Raw genomic sequence first — 22,458 nt, 5'->3', positions numbered from 1 at the left:
TTAACATTATGAATGGAATATCATCCATTTCATATCTACAGATTAAAACTATTTATATAGAAGTTGATGTGTTTTTCTCTCTTGAAAAAAAAGGTATTACATTTAGGGCTAATTTTAAGAATGACATGTCGTTTTTGGGCTAATAAAAAGAAGTGAGTTATATATGAAAGTATCAGTAGAATTAACATTAACACCTTTGCCAGACAACTATGAACTCCCTTTTTGACTTCCTCTTTGGGCAATACACAGCCTATGAAACATTAGATATCGTTCTTGAAATAATAGCTGTAATATTTGGGTTTTTATCTGTTTGGTATTCAAAACAAAATAACATTTTGGTATTCCCAACGGGAATCATTAGTACTGCTATTTTTGTTTACTTATTGTTAAAATGGGAATTGTTAGGAGATATGATGATTAATGTCTACTATTTTATTATGAGTCTTTATGGTTGGTATATCTGGACTCGAAAAGTTGATGAAACACATGTGACTCCAATTTCGAAAACAACGTTTAACGAAAAAAAATTAGGTGCAACTATATTTTTAGTAACACTGCTTTTTGTTTACTTAGTTTACAATGCATTTGACAAATGGACAAGTTGGGTTGCTTATGTTGATACGCTTACTACCGCTATATTTTTTGTTGGTATGTGGCTTATGGCAAGGAGAAAATTAGAGAATTGGATATTTTGGATTGTAGGTGATTTAATTTCGGTTCCATTATATTTTTACAAAGGATTTACTTTTACAAGTTTGCAATATTTAGGATTTACAATAATAGCTATATTTGGTTATTTAACATGGAAGAAAAGTATAAACAGCAATCGACAAACTGTATTAAAGTAGTTTTGTTTGGACCAGAATCTACAGGTAAAACAACCTTGTCTAGGCAATTAGCTAGGCATTATAATTCTATATGGGTGCCTGAGTATGCACGTGAATATCTTCAGAATAAATGGAATAACGAACGTAAAACTTGCGAGGTTGATGATTTGTTACCCATTGCAGAAGGTCAAATAAAACTTGAAAATAAATTGGCGCAAAAAACAAAAACGGTTTTAATTTGTGACACCGATTTATTAGAAACCAAAGTCTATTCTGAGGCTTATTATTTAGGAAGCTGTGATCCTATTCTTGAAAAGTATGCGTTAGAAAATACGTACGATTTATATTTTTTAACCTATATTGACACGCCTTGGGAAGCAGATGATTTACGTGATAAGTCAGAACACAGAGAAAAAATGTTTAAAGCTTTTCAAGAGGCATTGGTTGTAAATAAAAGACCTTATGTTTTATTAAAAGGAAATAGGGAAGAACGTTTAGAATTAGCAATTAAACATATTGATATACTTTTAAAAAAATAATTAATGTTTACCGAAAAAGATATTCAACAAATACAAAATAAAGGGATAACACAAGCACAAGTGAATGCCCAAATAAGTCGCATTAAAAATGGCATGTCCTATTCTAACTTAGTTGAAGCAGCTACTATAGGGAAAGGTGTTGAGTGTTTTAATGAGGGTAAGACTCAAGGTTTTATTGAATTATATAACGCGAAACAAAATGCATTATCTATTGTGAAGTTTGTGCCTGCTTCAGGTGCAGCAACACGAATGTTTAAATTTTTATTTCAGTTTTTGAAAAACTTTGATGCTTCAAATGAAACTATAGTAGATTATGCTAAAAGACAAAATGATACATTAATAAAAACCTTTATTTCTAATTTAGAAAAATTCCCTTTTTATGATGAGGTTAATTCTAAAGTAAAAGTATCGAATTCTAATTATGAAAGTTTAGCAGCAGGTGAAAAGTATTTAGAATTTGTAAAAACCATGCTTAATGAAAACGGTTTGAATTATAGTTTTTTACCAAAAGGATTGCTGCCATTTCATAAATATGAACAGCAAGTAGTAACTGCTTTTTACGAACATTTATTTGAATCTACATTGTATGCTTCTTCTAATAATAAAGCCGATTTACATTTTACGGTTTCTGAGCAACATCATAATTATTTTAATTCAGAATTAAATAAAATTAAAACCGATTTAGAACAAAAAACAAATACAGTTTTTAACGTATCCTATTCATATCAAAATCAAGCAACGGAAACTATAGCATTAACAAATGAAAGTGAGGTTTTTAGGAATGAAGATGGTTCTATTTTATTTAGACCAGCTGGTCACGGCGCTTTATTAGAGAATTTAAACACGCTAAATAACGATCTGGTTTTTATAAAAAACATAGATAATATTGTTGTTGCTAATACAAATATTAAAGTTTCAGAATACAAAAAATTACTAGCAGGTGTTCTTTTAGAAGTTCAAGAAAAAGCTTTTACGTTTTTAAATCAGTTGGATGGTGACTTGGTTTCTGAAAACGACATGATCGAAATAGCCATGTTTTTATCTCAAAAATTAAATGTTTCAATTGATTCAGAGTTTGATGATTTTACTTCCGAAGTAAAAAGAAATTATTTAAAAGATAAGCTAAACAGACCTATTCGTGTTTGCGGTATGGTTAAAAATGAAGGGGAGCCTGGTGGAGGTCCATTTTGGGTAAAAGATGAAAATGGAAATATATCATTACAAATCGTTGAATTTGCTCAAATAGATATTGAAAATAAAGCACAAGAAGATATCGTTAAAAATGCCACTCATTTTAATCCAACAGATTTAGTTTGTGGTGTTAAAAATTATAAAGGCGAGAAATTTAATCTTTTAGACTTTGTAGATCCTGAGGCTGCTTTTATAACGATGAAAACACAAAATGGTATTGATATTAAAGCATTAGAACTTCCTGGGTTATGGAATGGTAGTATGGCTTATTGGAATTCTATATTTGTTGAGGTGCCTCTAGAAACATTTAATCCAGTAAAAACAGTAAACGATTTACTTAAAGATCCGCATCAAGCGTAAAACATGTTTAATACCGAAGCCTTATTAAAAGAATTAACCTTTAAAGCTATTAGAAGTTCTGGAGCAGGAGGACAGCATGTTAATAAAGTAGCTTCAAAAGTAGAATTGATTTTTAATTTAAAAGAATCTTCAGTTTTAAATGAAGAACAAAAGCAACGCCTTTTTTATAAGCTAGAAAATAGATTGACAAAAGAAGGTGTTTTAATTTTACAATGTGGAGAAAGTAGAAGTCAGCATAAAAATAAAGAGCTTGTAATTAATAGGTTTTTAAACCTAATAAGAACTGGATTAATTATTCCTAAAAAGCGGATTTCAACAAAAATTCCTAAATCAGTCATTAGAAAACGGTTGAAAAATAAACGTAATCTATCTGAAAAAAAAGCAAACAGAAGAAAACCAAATTTAGATTGAAAATTATTGACAATTAATAATTGATAATAAGCAATTCGTTAGTACATTTGCAGCGTTCTCAAAAAAGGGGTGCTTTTTCAGTTAGCAGTCATCAGTTTTCAGTTAACAGTCTAATAAACTTTTAACTTTTAGCTTTTAACTTTTAACTCCCAAAAGGCTGAGATCATACCCACTGAACCTAGAACAGGTAATGCTGTTTAGGAAATCGAGTTTTAATTCATGTCAATTAGATATATGATTAAGCTCATGGAAAATGAAGCGTTTTGCTTCAAAAAATAATTTATTAATAACTAAGAATAATTACCTCTTTTTATTCGATTATAAAATCATAATCGTATGAAAAATTTATTTCTTTTTTTAACACTATTAGTGTTATCAGTCGGTGCAACCGCACAACAAAATCAAGTACAACAAGATTCAACTAAAACAGAAAAACTAGATGAAGTTTTAGTTAGTGCAGTGCGTGTAAACGCAGATTCTCCAATTACACATTCAAACGTAACGAAAGAACAATTAGAAAAGCGTAATTTAGGACAGGATATTCCTATTTTACTTAAATATTTGCCTTCAGTGGTTACTTCATCTGATGCTGGTGCAGGAGTTGGATATACTTATATGAATGTGCGTGGTTCTAATTCAGAACGAGTTAATGTTACAATTAATGGGATTCCGTATAATGATGCAGAAAGCCAAGGTTCTTTTTGGGTGAATTTAGGTGATTTTGCTTCATCTGTACAAAGCATACAATTACAACGTGGAGTAGGAACATCAACAAATGGTTCTGGAGCATTTGGTGCCAGTTTAAATATTTTAACTGATGCCATTTCAGAGACTGCATTTGGTGAGATTTCAAATACTATTGGCTCGTATAACACTAGAAAACATAATGTTAAATTTAGTACAGGAAGGATTAATAATCATATAGAAATTGCAGGGCGTTTATCTAAAATTTCTTCTGATGGTTATGTTGATAGAGCATCTACAGATTTAAAATCATATTTTTTACAGGCGTCTTATATTGATAATAATACTTTAATTAAAGCGATAACTTTTGGAGGTAAGGAAAAGACTTATCAAGCTTGGTATGGTTTAGACGCGACGCAATTAAAAGAAGATCGTCGTCAAAATCCATATACTTATGAAAATGAAGTTGACGATTATCAGCAAGACCACTACCAACTTCATTGGAATGAACGTTTAAATAATAATTGGTCTACAAATGTTGGCTTAAACTATACAAAAGGTCAAGGTTTTTTCGAACAGTTTAAAGAAGATAGTCCAGTTTCTAAGTATAATGATTTAGTTATTGCGACAGGTGAAGATTGGTATGGAAACCCAGCAACCAATTTAATTGTACGCCGTTGGTTAGATAACAAGTTTTATGTGGCTAATGCAAACGTGACTTATAAAGATGAAAAGATAAATATAGTTTCTGGATTGTCTTATAACCATTATACAGGAGATCATTTTGGTGAAATTATTTGGGCTAAAGAATTTGCTCCAACAGCAAATATTAGAGATCGTTACTATTTTAGTGATGCAAAGAAAAAAGATTTAAGTGTTTTTTCTAAGGCAACCTTAAAGGTTACCAATAAATTAAGTGCCTATTTAGATTTACAAGGGCGCTTTGTGAATTATAAAACAATTGGATTAACTTCTAGTAGAAATCCAATTGCGGTAAAAGAAGACTATAGTTTTTTTAACCCTAAACTGGGAGCTACATTTAAATTCAATACAAAAAACAGTCTTTATTTGTCGTATGCTATAGCTAATAAAGAGCCAAACAGGAATGATTTCCAAAGTAATAATAATGTAAAATCAGAGAAATTAAACGATTTGGAATTCGGATGGCGATTTAAAAGTGATAACGTGAAGTTAAATACGAATGTTTATTATATGAACTATAAAAATCAATTGGTTTTAACAGGAGATATAGATGATGTTGGAGAGTTTTTGCGTGATAATGTAGATAAAAGTTATAGATTAGGTTTAGAGATAGATGCCGATATTATATTAAACAAACACCTTAGTGTACGTCCAAATATTACTTTAAGTGAGAATAAAATTAAAGATTTTGTTTTAACTAGAGATGGATCTACTAATAATTTAGGAGATACAACTATTTCATTTTCACCTAGTGTTGTTGCAGGCAATGCATTTGTGTACCAGCCAATAGATAATTTACAATTTTCTTTATTGTCTAAATATGTAGGAGAACAATATCTAAGTAATACAGATACAGAAGCTTCAAAATTAGCTAGTTATTTTACGAGTGATTTTAATATAGTATATGAAATAAAAACGAACTCTGTTTTTAAATCGATTGTATTATCTGGATTAGTAAATAATATATTTAACAAAGAATATGTCGATAGAGGTTATACTTATTTAGATAATTGGAGTACTCCAGGTACATCTTTTGAAGTACAGGGCTATTATCCGCAAGCAACAACAAACTTTTTAGTAGGCGTTACTTTAAAGTTTTAAGAAATCATAATATATTTTAAAAAGCCTTAGCATTTACTTATGCTGAGGTTTTTTAATTATTAGAAACGCGTATAATATTTCCCGAAACTTCAACACGGTATGGCTTTAAAGTATAGCCGCCAGTTGTGCCTTCTCGCATTGATCCTGTTAAAATATCGTAACTATTACCGTCATCGCAACCGCAAGTAGCAATAACACCTTCAACATTTAGTTTAGAGCATGAGCTAGGGATATGATTGGGATCTGTTAATTCAAAAGCTGTATATTGCTCGCCACCCACATAATAAAGCACAACACCTTTAAAACCATAGTTATTTAAAATAACATGGTTACCTGAAAATTTTAGCTGACTATATTCTGGTAAATTAGTATTTATTAAAATTCCTGTGTTAAAACTATAATTAGGTATGTATGGATTAGATTTGATAATATCATTACGACTACACGAAGTTAAAATAATAAGAGAAAGTAGAAATAAAATAGATTTCATAAGACTTAAAAAATTGATTTGCAATTTACAACAAATTGCAAACTGAGTTAAAATTTTTGTATATTTGTTATTAATCTCGTTTATACGGGATTTTTTTTATGCTGGACTTGTTTCAGCATTTTATTATTAAATAAACGATGAAGTTATGAGTAAAGTATCATACTATACACCTGAGGGATTAAAAAAATTAAGAGCCGAACTTAAGCAATTAAAAGATGTAGAACGTGTAAAAGCATCAAGAGCTATTGCTGAGGCAAGAGATAAAGGCGATTTAAGTGAAAATGCCGAATATGATGCTGCCAAAGAAGCACAAGGGATGTTAGAAATGCGCATTTCTAAATTAGAAGATGCTTTAGCAGGAGCACGTGTAATTGATGAATCTCAAATGGATAATTCTAAAATACTGGTATTGTCTAAAGTAAAAATAAAGAACCAAACCAATGGTATGGAAATGAATTATACTTTGGTTGCTGATGGTGAAGCAGATTTAGCAACAGGAAAAATTTCTGTTAATTCTCCTATTGGTAAAGGTTTGTTGGGTAAATCTGTTGGCGATGTTGCAGAAATTCAAGTGCCAAACGGTGTTATGAAATTTGATATTATCGAGATTTCTAGATAATTGTCATTCCTGCGAAGGCAGGAATCTATTTAAACATTATTAAATTCTAATTAAGATTCCTAATTAATATTATTAGGAATCTTTTATATTTACAGTTATTCAAACTCTCAATTATTATGGCTTCAATTTTTACTAAAATAGTTAATGGCGAAATCCCTTGTTATAAAATTGCTGAAACCGATGATTTTTTAGCATTTTTAGATGTAAACCCTAATAGTAAAGGACATACACTTTGTATTCCCAAAAATGAAGTCGATAAAATTTTCGATCTGGATGAAGCTACTTATAATGGCCTTATGAGTTTTTCTAGAAAAATAGCTTTAGCTATTGAAAAAGCAATTCCTTGTCATAGAGTGGGGGTTACTGTAATAGGTTTAGAAGTGCCTCATGCACATGTACATTTAATTCCGTTGCATAGCATGGAAGATGCACGTTTTATTAAAAAAGAAACGCTAACTGTGGAAGAATTTAAATCCACAGCAGATGCTATTAAAGCACAATTATAAGTTTGTATAAAGTAAAATCGATACAGTAGTAATAATTATAGCGAGTGCAATACCAATAATAATCCAGGACATTTTTTTTAAATAGGTTGATGCTTTTTTAGGTATAAATGCTCTTTTTTGATAGGCAACAACACGCTCAATATCATCAGTCCATTGTACAGGATAAATAATAGTATCACAAGTTTGACATTTAATCTCGTGTTTAATTTCGGTAGTAATTGATTTATGAAATTTAGTTTCAACAAATTGTTGTTTAAAGCTTAAATTTAAACCTTTATTACTATAACATTCAGGGCAGTTATTATTTAAAATAACTTCTTTTATCAGAATGAGTTTATCCTGCATAATCTATAGCGCGTTTTAATACAATTTGTATTGTGGTTCCTTTGTCTATTTCAGATTGTAGAACTTTTATTCTACCATCATGAAAATCTTCAATTATACGTCTTGTAAGTGATAAGCCTAGACCCCAGCCACGTTTTTTTGTAGTGTAGCCTGGTTCAAATATTCTATTAAAATCTTTTTTCTGAATTCCTTTTCCAGTATCAGTTACACTTACTTTTATATTGTTTTCCAGTTGCGAAATTTCTACGGTAAGTTTCCCACGACCTTTCATGGCATCAATAGCATTTTTTACTAAGTTTTCAATAGTCCAACTATATAATTGCTTATTAAGATTTACAAAAATATTACCTTCTGGTACTATTATTTTAAATTCTATAAGATTAGAAGATCTCGATTTTAAATAATCATACGAGTTTATAGTTTCTTCAATAATATCTAAAGGCTCTAGAGTAGGGATGGAACCAATTTTACTAAAACGTTCGGTAATCGTTTGTAACCGGTCTACATCTTTTTCAATTTCAGTAATATAATCAGGATTTACATGTTCGGTTTTTAAGATTTCGGTCCACCCAATTAAAGATGATAAAGGTGTGCCAATTTGATGCGCTGTTTCTTTTGCCATACCAGACCAAAGCTTATTTTGAGTGGCATTTTTTGAACTCTTATAAAAAAAGTAAATAAGCGCTATAAAAAGAATAATGATAAGTAATAAAGCAAATGGGTAGTATATTAATTTGTTTAACAATGGCGAATTTCCGTAGTATAATGTGCTGAAAAGTTTGCCGTCAAATTTAACTTCAATAGGACGGTTTTCTTTTTCAAATTTTGAAATTAATTTTTTAACATAAATGGAATCATTTATTTTCTTGTTATTTATATTATTAAAATCAATGCTTCCATCTACATTAACCATAATCATTGGGGTAGTTTTATTACTAGTTATAACCTTTAAAGGTAAATTACCCATGTCTTCATTAAGGTTATCTGTTTTTAGTAAATCACTTTGAGCGAACGACCAATTTTCCATTTTAATGCGTTCTTCATCTTTAAAATGCTGAAAAAATTTATAGGTTTCCCATAAAATTAACGAGACAATAATAAATGAAGCTATTATTATGATCCATCTAAAGGCATTACTATTTTTGGTTAAAATCATGTTTGAATTAATTAATCATGTAATATAATGTAAATCTGTTAATATTATTGTTCAAGTTGTTAGTAAATCTGTTTTTAGTTAAACAACATAATAGTTACATTTGTGAAATAATAGATTTAAATAGTAATACATGGAAGTTCAAGGAAGAATAAAAATGGTAGGCGAAACTCAAACTTTTGGGAGTAACGGGTTTAGAAAAAGAGAAATTGTAGTAACAACAGAAGAACAATATCCACAACATATTATGGTGGAGTTTGTGCAAGATAAAACAGATTTGTTGAACAGCTACAAAGAAGGACAACAGGTAAAAATTAGTATCAACTTACGTGGTAGAGAATGGGTAAACCCACAAGGAGAAACTAAATATTTTAATTCTATACAAGGTTGGCGAATTGAAGCTTTACAAGCTGAAGCTTCAGGAGGAAATATGCCACCAGTACCACCAGCAGATGCTTTTGAGCCTGCAGGAGATTTAAAAGAAGATGATCACGACGATTTACCGTTTTAAAAGCAAATAATTATTCCTTAACTTTTTTAGGGAAGATAGATTTTGATTCCCAAGTATTAAAATACGGAAGGGTGAAAAATTAAAACCTCAATATTATAATAAATATTGAGGTTTATTAGTTTATAGAATTATCTTTAGTATTAAAATTAATGCATTTACTAACACAAGATTTATGTTTCCCAGAGGTGTCTCAAGCTAATGAAGATGGCTTGTTGGCTATTGGAGGCGATCTATCGGTAGAGCGTTTATTATTAGCCTACAAATTAGGCGTTTTTCCTTGGTATGATTCCGAAGGGCCTATTTTGTGGTGGTCACCTAACCCACGTTTTGTGCTATTTCCAGAGAAGCTTAAAGTGTCGAAAAGTATGAAACAGGTATTGCGTAAAACAAACTATACGGTTACGGTTAACAAAGCTTTTAAAACAGTTATAACAGCATGCTCAATAGCTAAACGGGAAGGGCAAGAGGGGACTTGGATAACCAATAACATGATTGATGCTTATGTGAAATTACATGAGTTAGGTTTTGCAAAATCTGTAGAGGTTTGGCGAAATGATATTTTAGTTGGTGGACTTTATGGAATCGATTTAGGAAATGGTGTGTTTTGTGGAGAAAGTATGTTTGCTAAAGAAAGTAATGCAAGTAAAGTGGGTTTTATTACTTTTATTCAAAACACTAATTATAAACTTATAGATTGCCAAGTATACACCAATCATCTAGAAAGCCTTGGTGCAGAAAATATTTCTCGAGACAATTTTTTGACCTATTTAAAGTAAGAATTTAAAAATATTTTATCTTGTAGACATCTAATTTAGAAAAAATACATGAAAAGATATATTATTGTATTGCTGATTTCTTTTTCGTTTTTTGGATATTCACAAATTTTAAAGCAAGATATACCAGACAAATTAGTTGTGCTTACGTTTGATGATGGTTGTGCAAGCCAATATACTGTTGTTGCGCCTTTATTAAAACTGCATAATTTTAATGCCACTTTTTTTATGTGTGAGTTCCCTCCAAATTATAAGGATAGTACAAAATATATGACTTGGGGTCAGGTTAAGGCGCTTTCAGAAATGGGGTTTGAAGTAGGAAATCATACACTTTCGCACGCGAAAATTAATAAAATTACAAATCAGCAATATATAGAACAAGTAAAAGCTATTGAGTATAAATGCGATTCAATGGCTATTGAGAAATTAGAATCTTTTGCTTATCCAGCTTACGATTTAAATGCTTCTGCATTAGAAATACTTCAGCAATTGGGTTATAAATATGCACGTGCGGGAGGAAACAGACCTTATAATCCATTAGAAGATCACCCTTTTTTAATACCAAGTTGGGCAATGAAAGCGGATAATAAAGATGAGATTATTGATGCTTTTAATCAAGCTAAAAATGGGAGTATTGTGGTTATAACGATTCATGGCGTGCCAGATATTGAACATCCTTGGGTTAATACACCACCAGAATTATTTAAAGAACACCTTCAGTATTTAACTGACCATAATTTTAAGGTCATTTCAATAAAAGATTTGGACGATTATATTAATGTGAATAAAGCGAAACAATCTATTGTTCCAGATTTAACAAAAGTCTTGAAAAAATAATTAATTAAAGTTTTTTAATTTAATATTTCGGTATTCCACTTTCATAGGGGGGCCAGTATGTACTTGTACGCCTAAATATCCAGATAAATTTCGATTAATAGAGTCGTTATCAATAACATCGCTCATCAAAATATCATTCACATAATGTTTTAGTCTGTTTCCTTTTATTATAAGATGAACTTGGTTCCAGTCATTATTTTTTATGCTTACCTTAAGCGAATCAGATTGCCCTAAAGATTCAACAACATCTCTAATTTGCCAACAATTGTTTTTTATATTTGATTTTAAATCAACTATATTATTGTTGTTTTCAAGAATAACTTTTTCGCCTCGATAAGCCAAAGTCGTCCTCTTTTTTTCTTCGTAATTTTGTCCAGTATATCTGTTTTTTCCATCAATATCTGCTTGGTAACCTCGAAGTGCAAATGGAGTTTCGGTTATAAGTTCACTTCTATAATTGATGCCACTATTGCCTGTTGCAGAGATTTTATATTCCAGCTTTAATTCAAAATTAGCTGGTTTGTCGCCTTGCCAAATAATAAAAGTGTTTCTTTTTAAAATTGTTTCAGGAGTAACTTCTCCTACCAAACATCCATTTTCAACGCGCCAATAAGTTGGGTCACCTTTCCAATTGTTTAACGTTTTTCCATCAAATATTGATGTAAAATTAGTGTCGTTTTTTAAAATTGATGTTGATTCTTCACTTTTGAGTTGTTCCGTTTTTTTCTTGCACGATTGAAAATAGCATAAAAGTAATATGCATAGCAAACCGTTGTAAAATATGTTTTTCATTTTTTATTTTTTGAATGAGTACAACTGAAATAATTAGACTTTTTCACAATAATATAAACAGGTATTTAAAATAATAGCTAAACTTCCTCATATCTATAGCATTCAGCCACATGATCGTTTACCATTCCAGTAGCTTGCATATGCGCATAGACAACCGTGGAGCCCACAAATTTAAACCCGCGTTTTTTTAAATCTTTACTTAAAATATCACTTATTTCTGTTGTAGCAGGAATATCCTGCAAGGTTTTACAGTTATTTTTTATGGGCTTTCCATCAACAAAACCCCAAATATAATTGCTAAAACTTCCAAACTCTTCTTGAATTTTTATAAATGCTTGAGCATTACTAACAGTTGCATTAACTTTCAATTTGTTTCTTATAATACCAGCATCTTGTAATAGAGCGTCAATTTTATCTTGCTTGTATGTTGCTATTTTTTTATAATTAAAATCATCAAAAGCTTTTCTGAAATTTTCACGCTTTCTAAGTATGGTTATCCAGCTTAAGCCTGCTTGAAAGGTTTCTAAAATTAAAAATTCAAAAAGCGTAGCATCATCATAAACGGGAACTCCCCATTCTTTGTCATGATAGGCTTCATATAAAGCATCACCTTCACACCAACTGCATCTATGTTTTTTCATGGTTTTTTATTAAAAATGTAAGGTATAAAAACAAAGCATGACAAAAGTCAGCTAAAATAGAACACCAAGATACTAATTTTGTGTCACCAAAAAGAATTATATTATGAGCGCAATTATAAAAAATAGTTTGCAAAAAGGTATATCATATCAAGCTTACAGAGAATTAGTTAAGCATTTAGTGGATAAGAAGTCAAATACAGGAGAAGAAAAAACAAAAGCGCTAGCAAATTACACAAAGCTTAATGATAAACGTATGAAGCGTTGGGATAAAACTATTAAAATATCTGAAGCTTCAAATCGTAGGATTAACGAATTTCGTCATCATATTACTTGGCTTGTTATTACTGAAAGTTGGTGTGGCGATGCAGCACATATGTTACCTGCAATTAATAAGATTGCAGAGTTGAGCAATTATATTGATATGAAAATTGTGATTCGTGACGAAAACTTGGAGTTAATGGATGCTTTTTTAACTTATGGGTCTCGTTCTGTACCTAAATTAATTATGATTGATGACGAAACAGGAGATGTTTTAACTACCTATGGTCCACGACCAAGTGAAGCAACAAGCTATGTAAATAGGTTTAAGGCTGAAAATGGTGAATTAACACCAGAATTTAAAGAAGATTTACAACATTGGTATAATGATGATAAAGGGCAAAACATTATAGAAGATGTTACCGAAATGCTTTGTCAATTAGAGCCTAATGTTTGCCAATAAAGTAGAATGTAATTGATCCTATTTGTGATTTTTTTGATGCATCAACACTAAATTGTGATTTTTTTGCATAATCTAAAGCATGCTCAATTAAACATTCGTTAGTTGAATTTGAAGATGTATTTACATAGGTATCTATAACACTTCCTTTGTCATTTACAGTGATATTTACAACAATTTTACCATCAACTTCACAAAGATAAATAGGTATAGGGATATGTATTTTTGTTCTGTTTACTAATGAAAAACTAATGGTGCTTTTTGAGTTAGATCCATCTTCTTTTTGTTTTTTTAATAAGTCATTTACTTTATCAAAAGATGAAAGTTCATCTTGGTTTACTTTAGGGGTATCAGCAACATCATAAGCTTTAGTGTAAGCGTCTCTATTTTCCTCAGAGCTATTGTGTTTAGGAACATAGTCTTCTGGTGGAGCAATGGGTTTATAAGCTTGTGCAAAGTGCTTATTATCTTGAGTTTCATTATATGCTTTGTTGGTTTCAGCTTTACTAGCATTTAATTTTTCTAATGCTTCAATAATTTTAACGTCCTCTTCGGTAAGCTCTTTTTCAGGTTCCATTTCATAATAACTTTCAGAAATATTTTCATCATGCTGTTTTAAGCTTAAATTGAAAACAGAAAGTATTACGGTTCCAGAAATAAGAAACGTAAGTAGTAGGGCTTTATGTTGATTTGTTAGGTTCAAATCGGTTTGTTTATAGCAAATGTTTAATAAATATACGTAAAACTAAACAACTTAGCCTTTAAGCGATGCGATAAAGTTTTCTATAGAAGTACTGTTGCTAACATCAAAATCACCAATTTTAGTGCGGCGTAATGCAGATAAATGTCCTCCAGAATGTAATGCTTTTCCAAAATCGTTTGCTAGAGAGCGTATGTAAGTGCCTTTACTACAAACCACTCTAAAGTCGATATGTATGCCGGCAATTTTTGTGATTTCGAATTCTGAAATGGAAACCGTTCGTGCTTTAATTTCAACAGATTCACCTGCTCTGGCATATTCATATAAACGTTTTCCGTCTTTTTTTAATGCTGAAAAAACAGGAGGTAATTGTTGAATGTCTCCTATAAACTGCTTGGTGGTTTCTTTAATTAAATCATCAGTAATATGACTAGTAGGAAAGGTGTTGTCAACTTCGGTTTCTAAATCATAAGAAGGTGTTGTACTTCCTAATACAATAGTGCCTGTGTATTCTTTTATCTGCCCTTGAAATGTATCGATTTGCTTAGTCATTTTGCCTGTGCAAATAACTAATAATCCAGTTGCTAAAGGGTCTAAAGTACCTGCGTGACCGACTTTTATTTTTTTTATGTTGAAAGCTTGACGAATTTCCCAACGCAATTTATTAACGACTTGAAAAGACGTCCAATTAAGGGGCTTGTCAATTAATAGAACTTGTCCAGAAAGGTAGTCTTCGGCAGTTTTCATTTTTAATTCATTAAAGAATAACTAATAGCAATAATACCAACAACAGCACAATAGATTGCAAAGTAAGAGAGCTTACTCTTTTTAACAAGAGATATCATCCATGTACAAGCAAATAAACCAGCAACAAAAGCGGTCGTGAATCCTATTGATAGAGACGTGAAGTTTTCACTATTGTAAGTCAAATCACCACTTAAAATATCTTTAGCTATTTTTCCGAAAATTAAGGGAACTACCATTAAAAAAGAAAAACGTGCCGCTTTAGTTTTGTCGTTTCCTAATAATACGGATGTTGAAATAGTTGCTCCAGAACGTGATATGCCAGGAAGCATAGCAATGGCCTGAGATATACCAATAATAAAAGCATTTTTAAAGGATACTTTTTTATTTGTGTCTTTAGCATTGTCTGCTAGATAAAGTAATAGAGCGGTAAGAATAAGCATAAAGCCTACTAATTTAATATTGTTGCTAAATAATTCAGCAAACTCTGATTCGAAAGAATATCCTATAATAGCCGCAGGAATCATTGAAATAGCAATTTTTGAAATGAATTGTAAATCCTCGTTCCATTTAAATTTTAGAGCGCCTTTAATAAGGTTTAAAATATCCTTTCTAAAAACAACCATAGTACTTAAAGCTGTTGCAAAATGCAAAACGATTGTAAACAGTAAACTTTCTTCAGGAATAGAGTTGTCTCCAAGAATGGCTTTTCCTAATTCTAAATGGCCACTTGACGATACAGGTAAAAATTCGGTAAGTCCTTGAATAATGCCAAGGATTATAGAGTCGATTATATCCATGCGGCAAAAATATTAAAATAGAGGTAGTAATGTGTAATTATAACAAATATTTTAAGCTTTAAAGGTAGAATCTCTAATTATAAGATTTCCTTTTATTTCTATCATTTTATTCGTAATGTTATCTGTAACACTTTCTATTTCTTCTATTAAATATTTAACAGATGTTTTCCCTATAGTTTCTCCAGGTTGATCTATGGTTGTTAGTTTAGGTTCAATAATAGTAGAGTTTATGTTATTACTAAAGCCAACTACAGCAATGTCTTCTGGTATTTTAATGTTAAACTTATTTAATGTTTTAATCACCCCAATTGCTGCACTATCTGTTATAGTAAAAATAGCGTCGGGTCTTTTTTTAAAACTAAGCAATAAATTTGTCATGCTTTTACCTTGATGTAAGGAAATATCATCAACACTTATAATTATTTTTTCATCTACTTCAATATTGTGTTCTTTTAAGGCTCTTAAATAACCAGCATATCTTTTTTCAGAATTATATGAAAATTCTCTTTCTTTAATTATGGCAATTCTCTTTTTGCCAATATTTATTAAATGTTCAACAGCATTAAAAGCGGCCTCTTCATCATTTATAGTTATTTGTGTACAGGGAATTTTAGTTGAGACTTTATCAAATAAAATAAATGGAACCGTATTTATGGTTGGTAAAATTTTATCTATATCTCTTGTCATTTTGGTTAGTGATGCTAAAATACCGTCTACGCCAAATTGTATCATCGTATCTAACATTTCTGTTTGTTTTTTTACATCGTTATTGGACTCTGAGATAATAACGCGATAGCCTCTTTTTGATGCTTCTTCAAGAATACCTCTAACTATAGTAGTTGTAAAATAATGCGTAATGTTAGGCACTATAACGCCTATAATATTTGTTCTATGTTTTCTAAATCCTTTAGCAAAAAGGTTAGGAATGTAGTGCATAGTATGAGCTAATTTTTTAACTTTTTCTTTAGTAGTTTCACTAATATCTGGATGGTCATTAAGCGCTCTTGAAACTGTAGAAATAGACAAATTAAGTATTTCGGCTAACTTTTTTAAAGTAATAATTTCTTTTTTCATTGGACTTTTTTTGTTAAAAAACAGAATGACAAACGTTCCCGCAAACGTTTGCATGCAAATATCATAATTTTTTAGCACTTTTATTATGTATTCGACTGTATATTTGACTTAAATTTAACTAATTCTAAATAAAATGAAAAAAACTATTTTAACACTATTATGCCTTTTTAGCATTTCAGTAATGTTTTCGCAAACTGAAATTTCGGGAACTATTAATGATAAGTCAGGTGTTCCAATTACAGGAGCTAATATCCTAATTTTAGAAAGTGCCTCTGGAACTACATCAGATTTTGATGGAAAGTTTAGTTTTACTACCAGTGTCACGGGAACTCAAACTTTACAAATAACTTACTTAGGTTATTTAACTCAAGAGAAATCTATTAATCTTGAAGGAAGTTCTATTAATTTACAGATTGTAATGCAAGAAGGTGGGAATTCTTTAGATGAAGTTGTTTTAACTGCATCTGCAACGTTTAGATCACAAAAAGAAACACCAATGTCTATTAGTTCGATAAAGCAAAAAGAAATAACCAAGCTTTCTGCAAATAGTCAAGCCGATATTATTAGAAGTATTCCAGGTATTACTGCTGAAGGTGGTGGTGGTGAAACTGCTACAAACGTTTTTGTAAGAGGTTTGCCTTCTGGAGGACAATATGTGTTTAATCCATTGCAATATGATGGTATGCCATTAATGAGCACATTTGGTTTAAATTCATCTGCACATGACGTATATGCAAGACCAGATATAGGTTTTAAAGGTGTTGAATTTGTTCGTGGTGGTGCTGCCGTTTTATATGGAGCAGGATCTGTTGCAGGTATTATTAATTATACTAGTAAAACAGGAGATTCTAACCCAGGAAATATTGTTAATGTTGAGTGGGCAGATAAAGGACGTTTAAAAACCGACTTTTATACAGGTGGAAAATTAGGTGGAGAAGATTCTAATACATACTATGCGTTTACAGGTTTTGTTAGAAAAGATGAGGGGCCAATAGAAACAGGATTACCAACAAAAGGAGTTCAGTTTAGAGCCAATATTAAAAAGAAATTTGAAAATGGATCATTTACAGTTCATGGTCAATTTATAAATGATAAAGCACAGTTTTTTATGCCATTACCATTAGACGGAGGCAGCAGAACAAGACTTACTGGTAATGATGGAAAGGATGTTTCTCAGTTGTTGTCGGGTGAATTAGCCCATACATCATTTTTAACACCAGGAGGTGTTTATGAAAGCCCTATAGAAGACGGTGTTTTTACACAAGGTGGTTATATCATGGGAGATTTTAATTATAACTTCTCTGGTGATTTAGTGTTTAAATCTAAAGTGAAATATGCAAATTATAAGCACAACTTTGCATTGTATATAGGAGGTAATGGTGCTAGTCCAAACCCAATAACATTAAACGAATATGTTACTAATTTAGCGCCAGATAATCAGGGGTTTACAGCTCAATACCAAGGAATGTCTACAGGTATAAGTGGGAATGATTTGGTTATAGATAATTTACATATAGATAGATTGCGTCCTATGACAGATTATTCTGGAGAGGCGTCTTTAACTAAAACTTTAGAAGGAGCTAGCGGAACACATAATATTACAGGAGGTGTGTTTTTAGCTCGTACTGAAGCTGAAGATGTAAATTACCAATACCGTGTTTTATCCGAATTCAATAATAATCCAAAACTAGTTAACTTAAGTTATGTTGATGCAGGAGGAAATGATGTTACTTTTTCACAAGGCGGACTATATAATAGGATAGGAATGACTTCAAACAAATTTTTATCTCAAAATAAGTCAGCATTTTATTTAACTGATGAGATGGTTTTTGATAAATGGCGTTTTGATGTAGGATTTAGAATTGAGAGTACTGAGGGGACTTTTAGTAATGGAAATATAGTAGAAAGTCAAGTTTATGAAGATAATAGTTTAACACCAGAATTAGCAAATGTGCGTTTTGCCGATGGGAGTTTTACCAGAGCAAATGTTAGTGCAACAGATTGGGCAGTATCTTTAGCAGGTTTATATAAATTAAATGAGAAAGTAAACTTATATGCTAACTTTTCTAAAGGGTTCTTCTTTCCACAAATTAGAGGGTTCTCTCCTATAGCAACTGGTGTAACTGGTAGTAAATATGATTCTGAACAGATTATTCAATTTGAAGCAGGTGCAAAAGTAGGAACAGAAAAATTAAAAGGATCTTTAGCAGCTTACTATGTTGGGTTGAGCGATAGAATAAAAATAGACCAAGGTTTTGTAAGTGGTACTTTAGTAGATTTAACAAGATCTGAACAAAGTACATCAACAATTGGTTTAGAAACAACATTTGATTGGGCGTTTGCAGATAACTTTAGTTTAAGAGGCACAGCAACGTATCAAGATCATGAAATTACTAAAAATGTTTCTACAGATTTAACAAATAATACATCATCAACTGTTAACGAAGGTAATGAGTTAGCAAGACAACCAAACTTTTTAGGGAGCTTAGGTGTAAATTATGATGTTGGAGCGTTTGATGCATTATTCTCGTTTAACCATACAGGAAGCAAATTTGCAGCAGATAATAATACTGTTGAATTAGATGCAATAACTATTGCACGTTTAGGTGCTGGTTATATGTTTAAAATGGGAGATAATGAAGACAGTAATGATACTTTAAGATTAGGATTTTCCATATTTAACTTATTTGATGATGAAGGTGTAACAGAAGGAGATCCAAGAAACGTTAATCAAGCTGGTGATGCAGAGTTCTTCTTTGGAAGACCAATTTTGCCAAGACGGTTTTTTATAACTGCAACGTTTAACTTTTAACCCATATTAATTTAGTTTAATTACTCATCACTTACTGCTAAGTGTAGGTGATGAGTTTTTTAGTAAGATAGATACCTATGAAAGAATTACAAAAAAAAGCTAGAGAAGTTCTTAATAACAATTGGAAGGATCGTTTTAGTATTCCTTGTGCAAACTTATACCCATTCCAATGGTTTTGGGATTCTGGTTTAATTGCCATAGGTTTTGCGCATTTTGATATGCAAAAGGCCGAAGCCGAAATAAATACCTTGTTAGATGCGCAATGGGGAAATGGATTTATACCACATATCATTTTTCATACCGAAAGTGATAGTTATTTTCCGGGGCCTGATTTTCATTGTTCAAATTTACACCCTGAAGCTTCAAAAAAGTATAAATCTACTGGCATGACACAACCTCCTGTAACGGGATTTGTTTTAGAAAATTTATATAGAATTAGTAGCGATAAAAAAGCAACTTTAAAGTTTATAGAAACGGTTATTGATAAGGTTTATTTTAATCATGAATATTTTTATAAAAATAGAGATCCTCAAGATGAAGGTTTAATATATATATACCATAATTGGGAATCTGGAACCGATAATTCACCTATTTGGGATGATATATGGAAAACTATGAATTCGCCAGAATATACTTTTGAGAGAAGAGATACAACTCATGTAGATGCTTCAGAAAGACCTTCAAAAAGAGAATATGATCATTATTTGTATATTATTGAAATAGCAAAGGAAAATAATTATAGCGATGAAAAAATAGCAGAATTATCTCCGTTTTTAGTGCAAGATCCTTTATTTAATTCTGTGCTAATAAAGTCTAACGAAAGCTTGATAGCATTATACAAGCTTATGGGAAATAATGAAGATAAAATTGCACAACTACAAAAATGGCAAACAAAAAGTATTAAATCATTTAACGATAAATTATTTGATGAAGAGTTAGGTGCTTATATTCATTATGATTTGCGAAATGAAAAACCAATCAGATATATATCTTCATCATCATTTTCTCCATGGTTTGCTAATATTCCTAACAAGGAAAGAGCAGCTTCAATGGTTAAAGTTATGCTGGATAAATTTGGTGGAGAACATCAATATTTATGTGCTTCTTTTGATCCAACAAGCGAACGATTTAGTCCTAAAAAATATTGGAGAGGCCCTGTGTGGATTAATCTTAACTGGATACTTTATAATGGTTTAAAACAATATGGATATAACGATATTGCAGAACGCGTAAAACAAGACACTATTAGTATTATTGAGAAAAATGGTTTTTACGAATATTTTGATTCAAGAAAAGAAATACATGAACATGGAAATGCAGGTTATGGCGGGAATAATTTTTCATGGAGCGCAGCTTTATTAATTGATTTATTAAATAGTTGATTTTAGTAATAAAAAAGTTTAAACGAGTTCAATAAAATCGATTTAGAAAGCAAACTAATTAATAGAGATTAAAACGTATATATAGATTATGAATTGGCTAGATTATAGTATAATAATATTTTACATCATTTTCTTTTTAGGAATGGGTTTTTTCTTTAAAGATAATAAAGACTCTAAAGATTATTTTTTAGGAGGTAAAAGCATGGGGTGGTTTCCTTTAAGTCTCTCTACAATGGCAACACAATTATCGGCCATAAGTTTTATATCAGCGCCAGCTTTTGTAGGTTTAAAATTAGGTGGAGGCATGAAATGGTTAACCTTTGAGTTTGCTGTTCCGCTTGCCATGATTTTTATAATGATAGTGATTATTCCTCCATTATTTAGGTCTGGAGTCGTTAGCATTTATGAGTTTGTAGAAAAACGATTTAGCACCTCTACGCGGTTAATTTTAAGTATCGTGTTTCAAATTAGTCGTGCTTTAGGAACTGGAGTAATGGTTTATACTATTGCTATTATTTTACAAGCTGTTTTAGATATAGATTTTGTATATACTATTTTAATTATAAGTGTTATTACTATTATTTATTCATGGCAAGGCGGTATGAAAGCTGTAGTTTGGGGAGATGCCATACAGATGATTATCTTATTTGTAGGGTTAATTATTTGCTTGTATTTTGGATGGAGTCTTTTACAAGAACATGGCGGTTTAGCAGAAGGTTTTTCTCCTGAAAGATTACAAGTTATAGACTATAATTTAGGAATAGGAGAAGGAAATGAATATGGTTTGTTACCAATGATTATAGGAGGCTTTTTTCTTTATGCATCCTACTATGGTTGCGACCAAACACAAGCGCAACGGTTATTATCTGCTAAAAATGAAAAAACAATTAGAACCCTTTTAATGGCTAACGGTCTTTTAAGGTTTCCTGTCGTTTTAATTTATTGTATCATGGGATTGGTTATTGGTGGTTTAATAACAACGGCACCAGGTTTTCTTGAAGAAATAGCCATCACAACTCAAAAATACTTTCCTAACGAGTATGCTACTCATGGAGTTAAAGCAGATTTAATGGTTCCTGTTTTTATAATGAAATATTTACCACACGGTCTAATAGGTATTTTAATGGTTGGTATTTTATCTGCGGCTATGTCATCTTTAAGTTCAACGGTTAATTCCTTATCTGCTGTAACGGTTGAAGATTTCTTTAACCGAGGAGAAACAAAATTGAGTACAAAAAAATACATGTTTATTTCGAAAGGGTCCGTGGTGTTTTGGGGATTGGTATGCATTACTAGTGCCTTTCTTTTTGGAGGAAGCAAAAGTGCGGTTATAGAGATTATTAATGCTATTGGTTCTGTGTTTTATGGTCCCGTTTTGGTTACTTTCTTTTTAGCATTCTTTTCAAAAAAAGTAAATCATATAGGAATGAACGCAGGCATTATTTCAGCGGTACTTATTAATTTAATATTTTCAAAAACTATTCAAGAGATTTTTCATATAGACTTAGGAATTCATATTTTCTGGATTTGGCTTAATTTCACGGGTGTAATAATAGCTTTAGTTGTAGCATACCTTGTCAGTGCATTAACGGGTAAAACAGAAATAAAAAGAATATCAAATTTTAATGTAGCTATTAAAAAATCAGACTTTATGATAAGAGAAGTTTATATTCTTGTCATGTTTTTTGTGGCTATATTAATTTTTAGTTATTTTCTTCCATCTATTTTAAGTTAAAATATCAATCA

General features: G+C 31.0%; 23 protein-coding genes. 14 read left to right on the top strand and 9 right to left on the bottom strand.

All coding sequences use genetic code 11. The features are described 5' to 3' along the window. Window positions 1–209 precede the first annotated feature (209 nt). The 5 genes from pnuC (at window position 210) to RHP49_05520 (ending at window position 5,815) form a co-directional block, all read left to right on the top strand. Window positions 210–848 carry a nicotinamide riboside transporter PnuC gene (gene pnuC / locus RHP49_05540; protein ID WNH13717.1) on the top strand — a complete coding sequence of 213 codons (639 nt, stop codon included), beginning with the start codon at window positions 210–212 and terminating at the stop codon, window positions 846–848. Beyond that, window positions 803–1,366 (top strand): ATP-binding protein, encoded by a 564-nt coding sequence (locus RHP49_05535; GenBank protein ID WNH13716.1) that lies wholly within the window; start codon window positions 803–805, stop codon window positions 1,364–1,366. The genes pnuC and RHP49_05535 overlap by 46 nt, the downstream gene beginning before the upstream one ends. Before the next feature lie 3 nt (window positions 1,367–1,369). Further along, the gene (locus RHP49_05530; GenBank protein WNH13715.1) at window positions 1,370–2,917 is read left to right on the top strand and encodes a DUF4301 family protein; all 1,548 of its coding nucleotides are present in this window, start codon (window positions 1,370–1,372) and stop codon (window positions 2,915–2,917) included. 3 nt (window positions 2,918–2,920) lie between these two features. Beyond that, a complete protein-coding gene (arfB, locus tag RHP49_05525) occupies window positions 2,921–3,328 on the top strand; it encodes an alternative ribosome rescue aminoacyl-tRNA hydrolase ArfB (GenBank protein WNH13714.1) in 408 nt (135 codons plus the stop codon). A gap of 336 nt (window positions 3,329–3,664) precedes the next feature. Next, window positions 3,665–5,815 carry a TonB-dependent receptor gene (locus RHP49_05520; GenBank protein WNH13713.1) on the top strand — a complete coding sequence of 717 codons (2,151 nt, stop codon included), beginning with the start codon at window positions 3,665–3,667 and terminating at the stop codon, window positions 5,813–5,815. A gap of 52 nt (window positions 5,816–5,867) precedes the next feature. On the opposite strand, the gene RHP49_05515 is transcribed toward RHP49_05520, so the two are convergent. After that, a complete protein-coding gene (locus RHP49_05515) occupies window positions 5,868–6,305 on the bottom strand; it encodes a hypothetical protein (protein ID WNH13712.1) in 438 nt (145 codons plus the stop codon). Between the two features lie 145 nt (window positions 6,306–6,450). Between RHP49_05515 and greA the strand changes: the two genes are divergently transcribed. Next, the gene (gene greA / locus RHP49_05510; protein WNH13711.1) at window positions 6,451–6,924 is read left to right on the top strand and encodes a transcription elongation factor GreA; all 474 of its coding nucleotides are present in this window, start codon (window positions 6,451–6,453) and stop codon (window positions 6,922–6,924) included. 116 nt (window positions 6,925–7,040) lie between these two features. Next, the gene (locus RHP49_05505) at window positions 7,041–7,430 is read left to right on the top strand and encodes an HIT family protein (GenBank protein ID WNH13710.1); all 390 of its coding nucleotides are present in this window, start codon (window positions 7,041–7,043) and stop codon (window positions 7,428–7,430) included. Here the strand turns inward: RHP49_05505 and RHP49_05500 are convergent. Then, entirely contained in the window at window positions 7,425–7,775 is a 351-nt protein-coding gene (locus tag RHP49_05500; protein WNH13709.1) for a hypothetical protein, read from the bottom strand. The genes RHP49_05505 and RHP49_05500 overlap by 6 nt on opposite strands. Further along, complete coding sequence (locus RHP49_05495; protein ID WNH13708.1) at window positions 7,765–8,931, bottom strand: HAMP domain-containing sensor histidine kinase; 1,167 nt, start codon at window positions 8,929–8,931, stop codon at window positions 7,765–7,767. The genes RHP49_05500 and RHP49_05495 overlap by 11 nt, the downstream gene beginning before the upstream one ends. Window positions 8,932–9,061: 130 nt before the next feature. Here RHP49_05495 and RHP49_05490 point away from each other — a divergent pair, with 130 nt between their 5' ends. The 3 genes from RHP49_05490 (at window position 9,062) to RHP49_05480 (ending at window position 11,049) form a co-directional block, all read left to right on the top strand. Beyond that, the gene (locus tag RHP49_05490) at window positions 9,062–9,439 is read left to right on the top strand and encodes a DUF3127 domain-containing protein (protein ID WNH13707.1); all 378 of its coding nucleotides are present in this window, start codon (window positions 9,062–9,064) and stop codon (window positions 9,437–9,439) included. Window positions 9,440–9,588: 149 nt separating this feature from the next. Further along, the gene (aat, locus tag RHP49_05485) at window positions 9,589–10,215 is read left to right on the top strand and encodes a leucyl/phenylalanyl-tRNA--protein transferase (protein ID WNH13706.1); all 627 of its coding nucleotides are present in this window, start codon (window positions 9,589–9,591) and stop codon (window positions 10,213–10,215) included. A 48-nt stretch (window positions 10,216–10,263) separates the two neighbouring features. Beyond that, complete coding sequence (locus RHP49_05480) at window positions 10,264–11,049, top strand: polysaccharide deacetylase family protein (protein WNH13705.1); 786 nt, start codon at window positions 10,264–10,266, stop codon at window positions 11,047–11,049. Here the strand turns inward: RHP49_05480 and RHP49_05475 are convergent, their stop codons facing one another. Then, on the bottom strand, window positions 11,050–11,841 hold the full coding sequence (locus RHP49_05475; protein ID WNH13704.1) for a DUF1080 domain-containing protein: 792 nt from the start codon (window positions 11,839–11,841) through the stop codon (window positions 11,050–11,052). A 77-nt stretch (window positions 11,842–11,918) separates the two neighbouring features. Then, the gene (locus RHP49_05470) at window positions 11,919–12,482 is read right to left on the bottom strand and encodes a DNA-3-methyladenine glycosylase I (protein ID WNH13703.1); all 564 of its coding nucleotides are present in this window, start codon (window positions 12,480–12,482) and stop codon (window positions 11,919–11,921) included. A 103-nt stretch (window positions 12,483–12,585) separates the two neighbouring features. Here RHP49_05470 and RHP49_05465 point away from each other — a divergent pair, with 103 nt between their 5' ends. After that, on the top strand, window positions 12,586–13,203 hold the full coding sequence (locus tag RHP49_05465; protein WNH13702.1) for a thioredoxin family protein: 618 nt from the start codon (window positions 12,586–12,588) through the stop codon (window positions 13,201–13,203). Here RHP49_05465 and RHP49_05460 read toward each other — a convergent pair. From RHP49_05460 to RHP49_05445, 4 genes are read right to left on the bottom strand one after another with little or no spacing between them, the layout of a single operon-like run. After that, window positions 13,187–13,903 carry a hypothetical protein gene (locus RHP49_05460; protein ID WNH13701.1) on the bottom strand — a complete coding sequence of 239 codons (717 nt, stop codon included), beginning with the start codon at window positions 13,901–13,903 and terminating at the stop codon, window positions 13,187–13,189. The genes RHP49_05465 and RHP49_05460 overlap by 17 nt on opposite strands. Window positions 13,904–13,954: 51 nt before the next feature. Then, window positions 13,955–14,647, bottom strand: coding sequence for a tRNA pseudouridine(55) synthase TruB (gene truB, locus RHP49_05455; GenBank protein WNH13700.1), 693 nt, complete (start codon window positions 14,645–14,647; stop codon window positions 13,955–13,957). A 2-nt stretch (window positions 14,648–14,649) separates the two neighbouring features. After that, on the bottom strand, window positions 14,650–15,444 hold the full coding sequence (locus tag RHP49_05450) for an undecaprenyl-diphosphate phosphatase (protein WNH13699.1): 795 nt from the start codon (window positions 15,442–15,444) through the stop codon (window positions 14,650–14,652). A gap of 51 nt (window positions 15,445–15,495) precedes the next feature. Next, window positions 15,496–16,518, bottom strand: a complete 1,023-nt coding sequence (locus RHP49_05445; GenBank protein ID WNH13698.1) for a LacI family DNA-binding transcriptional regulator — start codon at window positions 16,516–16,518, stop codon at window positions 15,496–15,498. Between the two features lie 133 nt (window positions 16,519–16,651). Between RHP49_05445 and RHP49_05440 the strand changes: the two genes are divergently transcribed. The 3 genes from RHP49_05440 to RHP49_05430 all read left to right on the top strand — a co-directional run bounded on the left by RHP49_05440 (window position 16,652) and on the right by RHP49_05430 (window position 22,447). Further along, the gene (locus RHP49_05440; protein WNH13697.1) at window positions 16,652–19,330 is read left to right on the top strand and encodes a TonB-dependent receptor; all 2,679 of its coding nucleotides are present in this window, start codon (window positions 16,652–16,654) and stop codon (window positions 19,328–19,330) included. Between the two features lie 77 nt (window positions 19,331–19,407). Beyond that, entirely contained in the window at window positions 19,408–20,712 is a 1,305-nt protein-coding gene (locus tag RHP49_05435) for a trehalase family glycosidase (GenBank protein ID WNH13696.1), read from the top strand. Between the two features lie 88 nt (window positions 20,713–20,800). Beyond that, on the top strand, window positions 20,801–22,447 hold the full coding sequence (locus RHP49_05430) for a sodium/solute symporter (GenBank protein ID WNH13695.1): 1,647 nt from the start codon (window positions 20,801–20,803) through the stop codon (window positions 22,445–22,447). Window positions 22,448–22,458: the final 11 nt, after the last annotated feature.

It is taken from the genome of Flavobacteriaceae bacterium HL-DH10, assembly GCA_031826515.1.
In the GTDB taxonomy this organism is placed as follows: Bacteria; Bacteroidota; Bacteroidia; order Flavobacteriales; family Flavobacteriaceae; genus Thalassobellus; species Thalassobellus suaedae.
The sequence above is the reverse complement of the archived record's forward strand: the minus strand, read 5'-3'. Positions and strand labels throughout refer to the sequence as shown.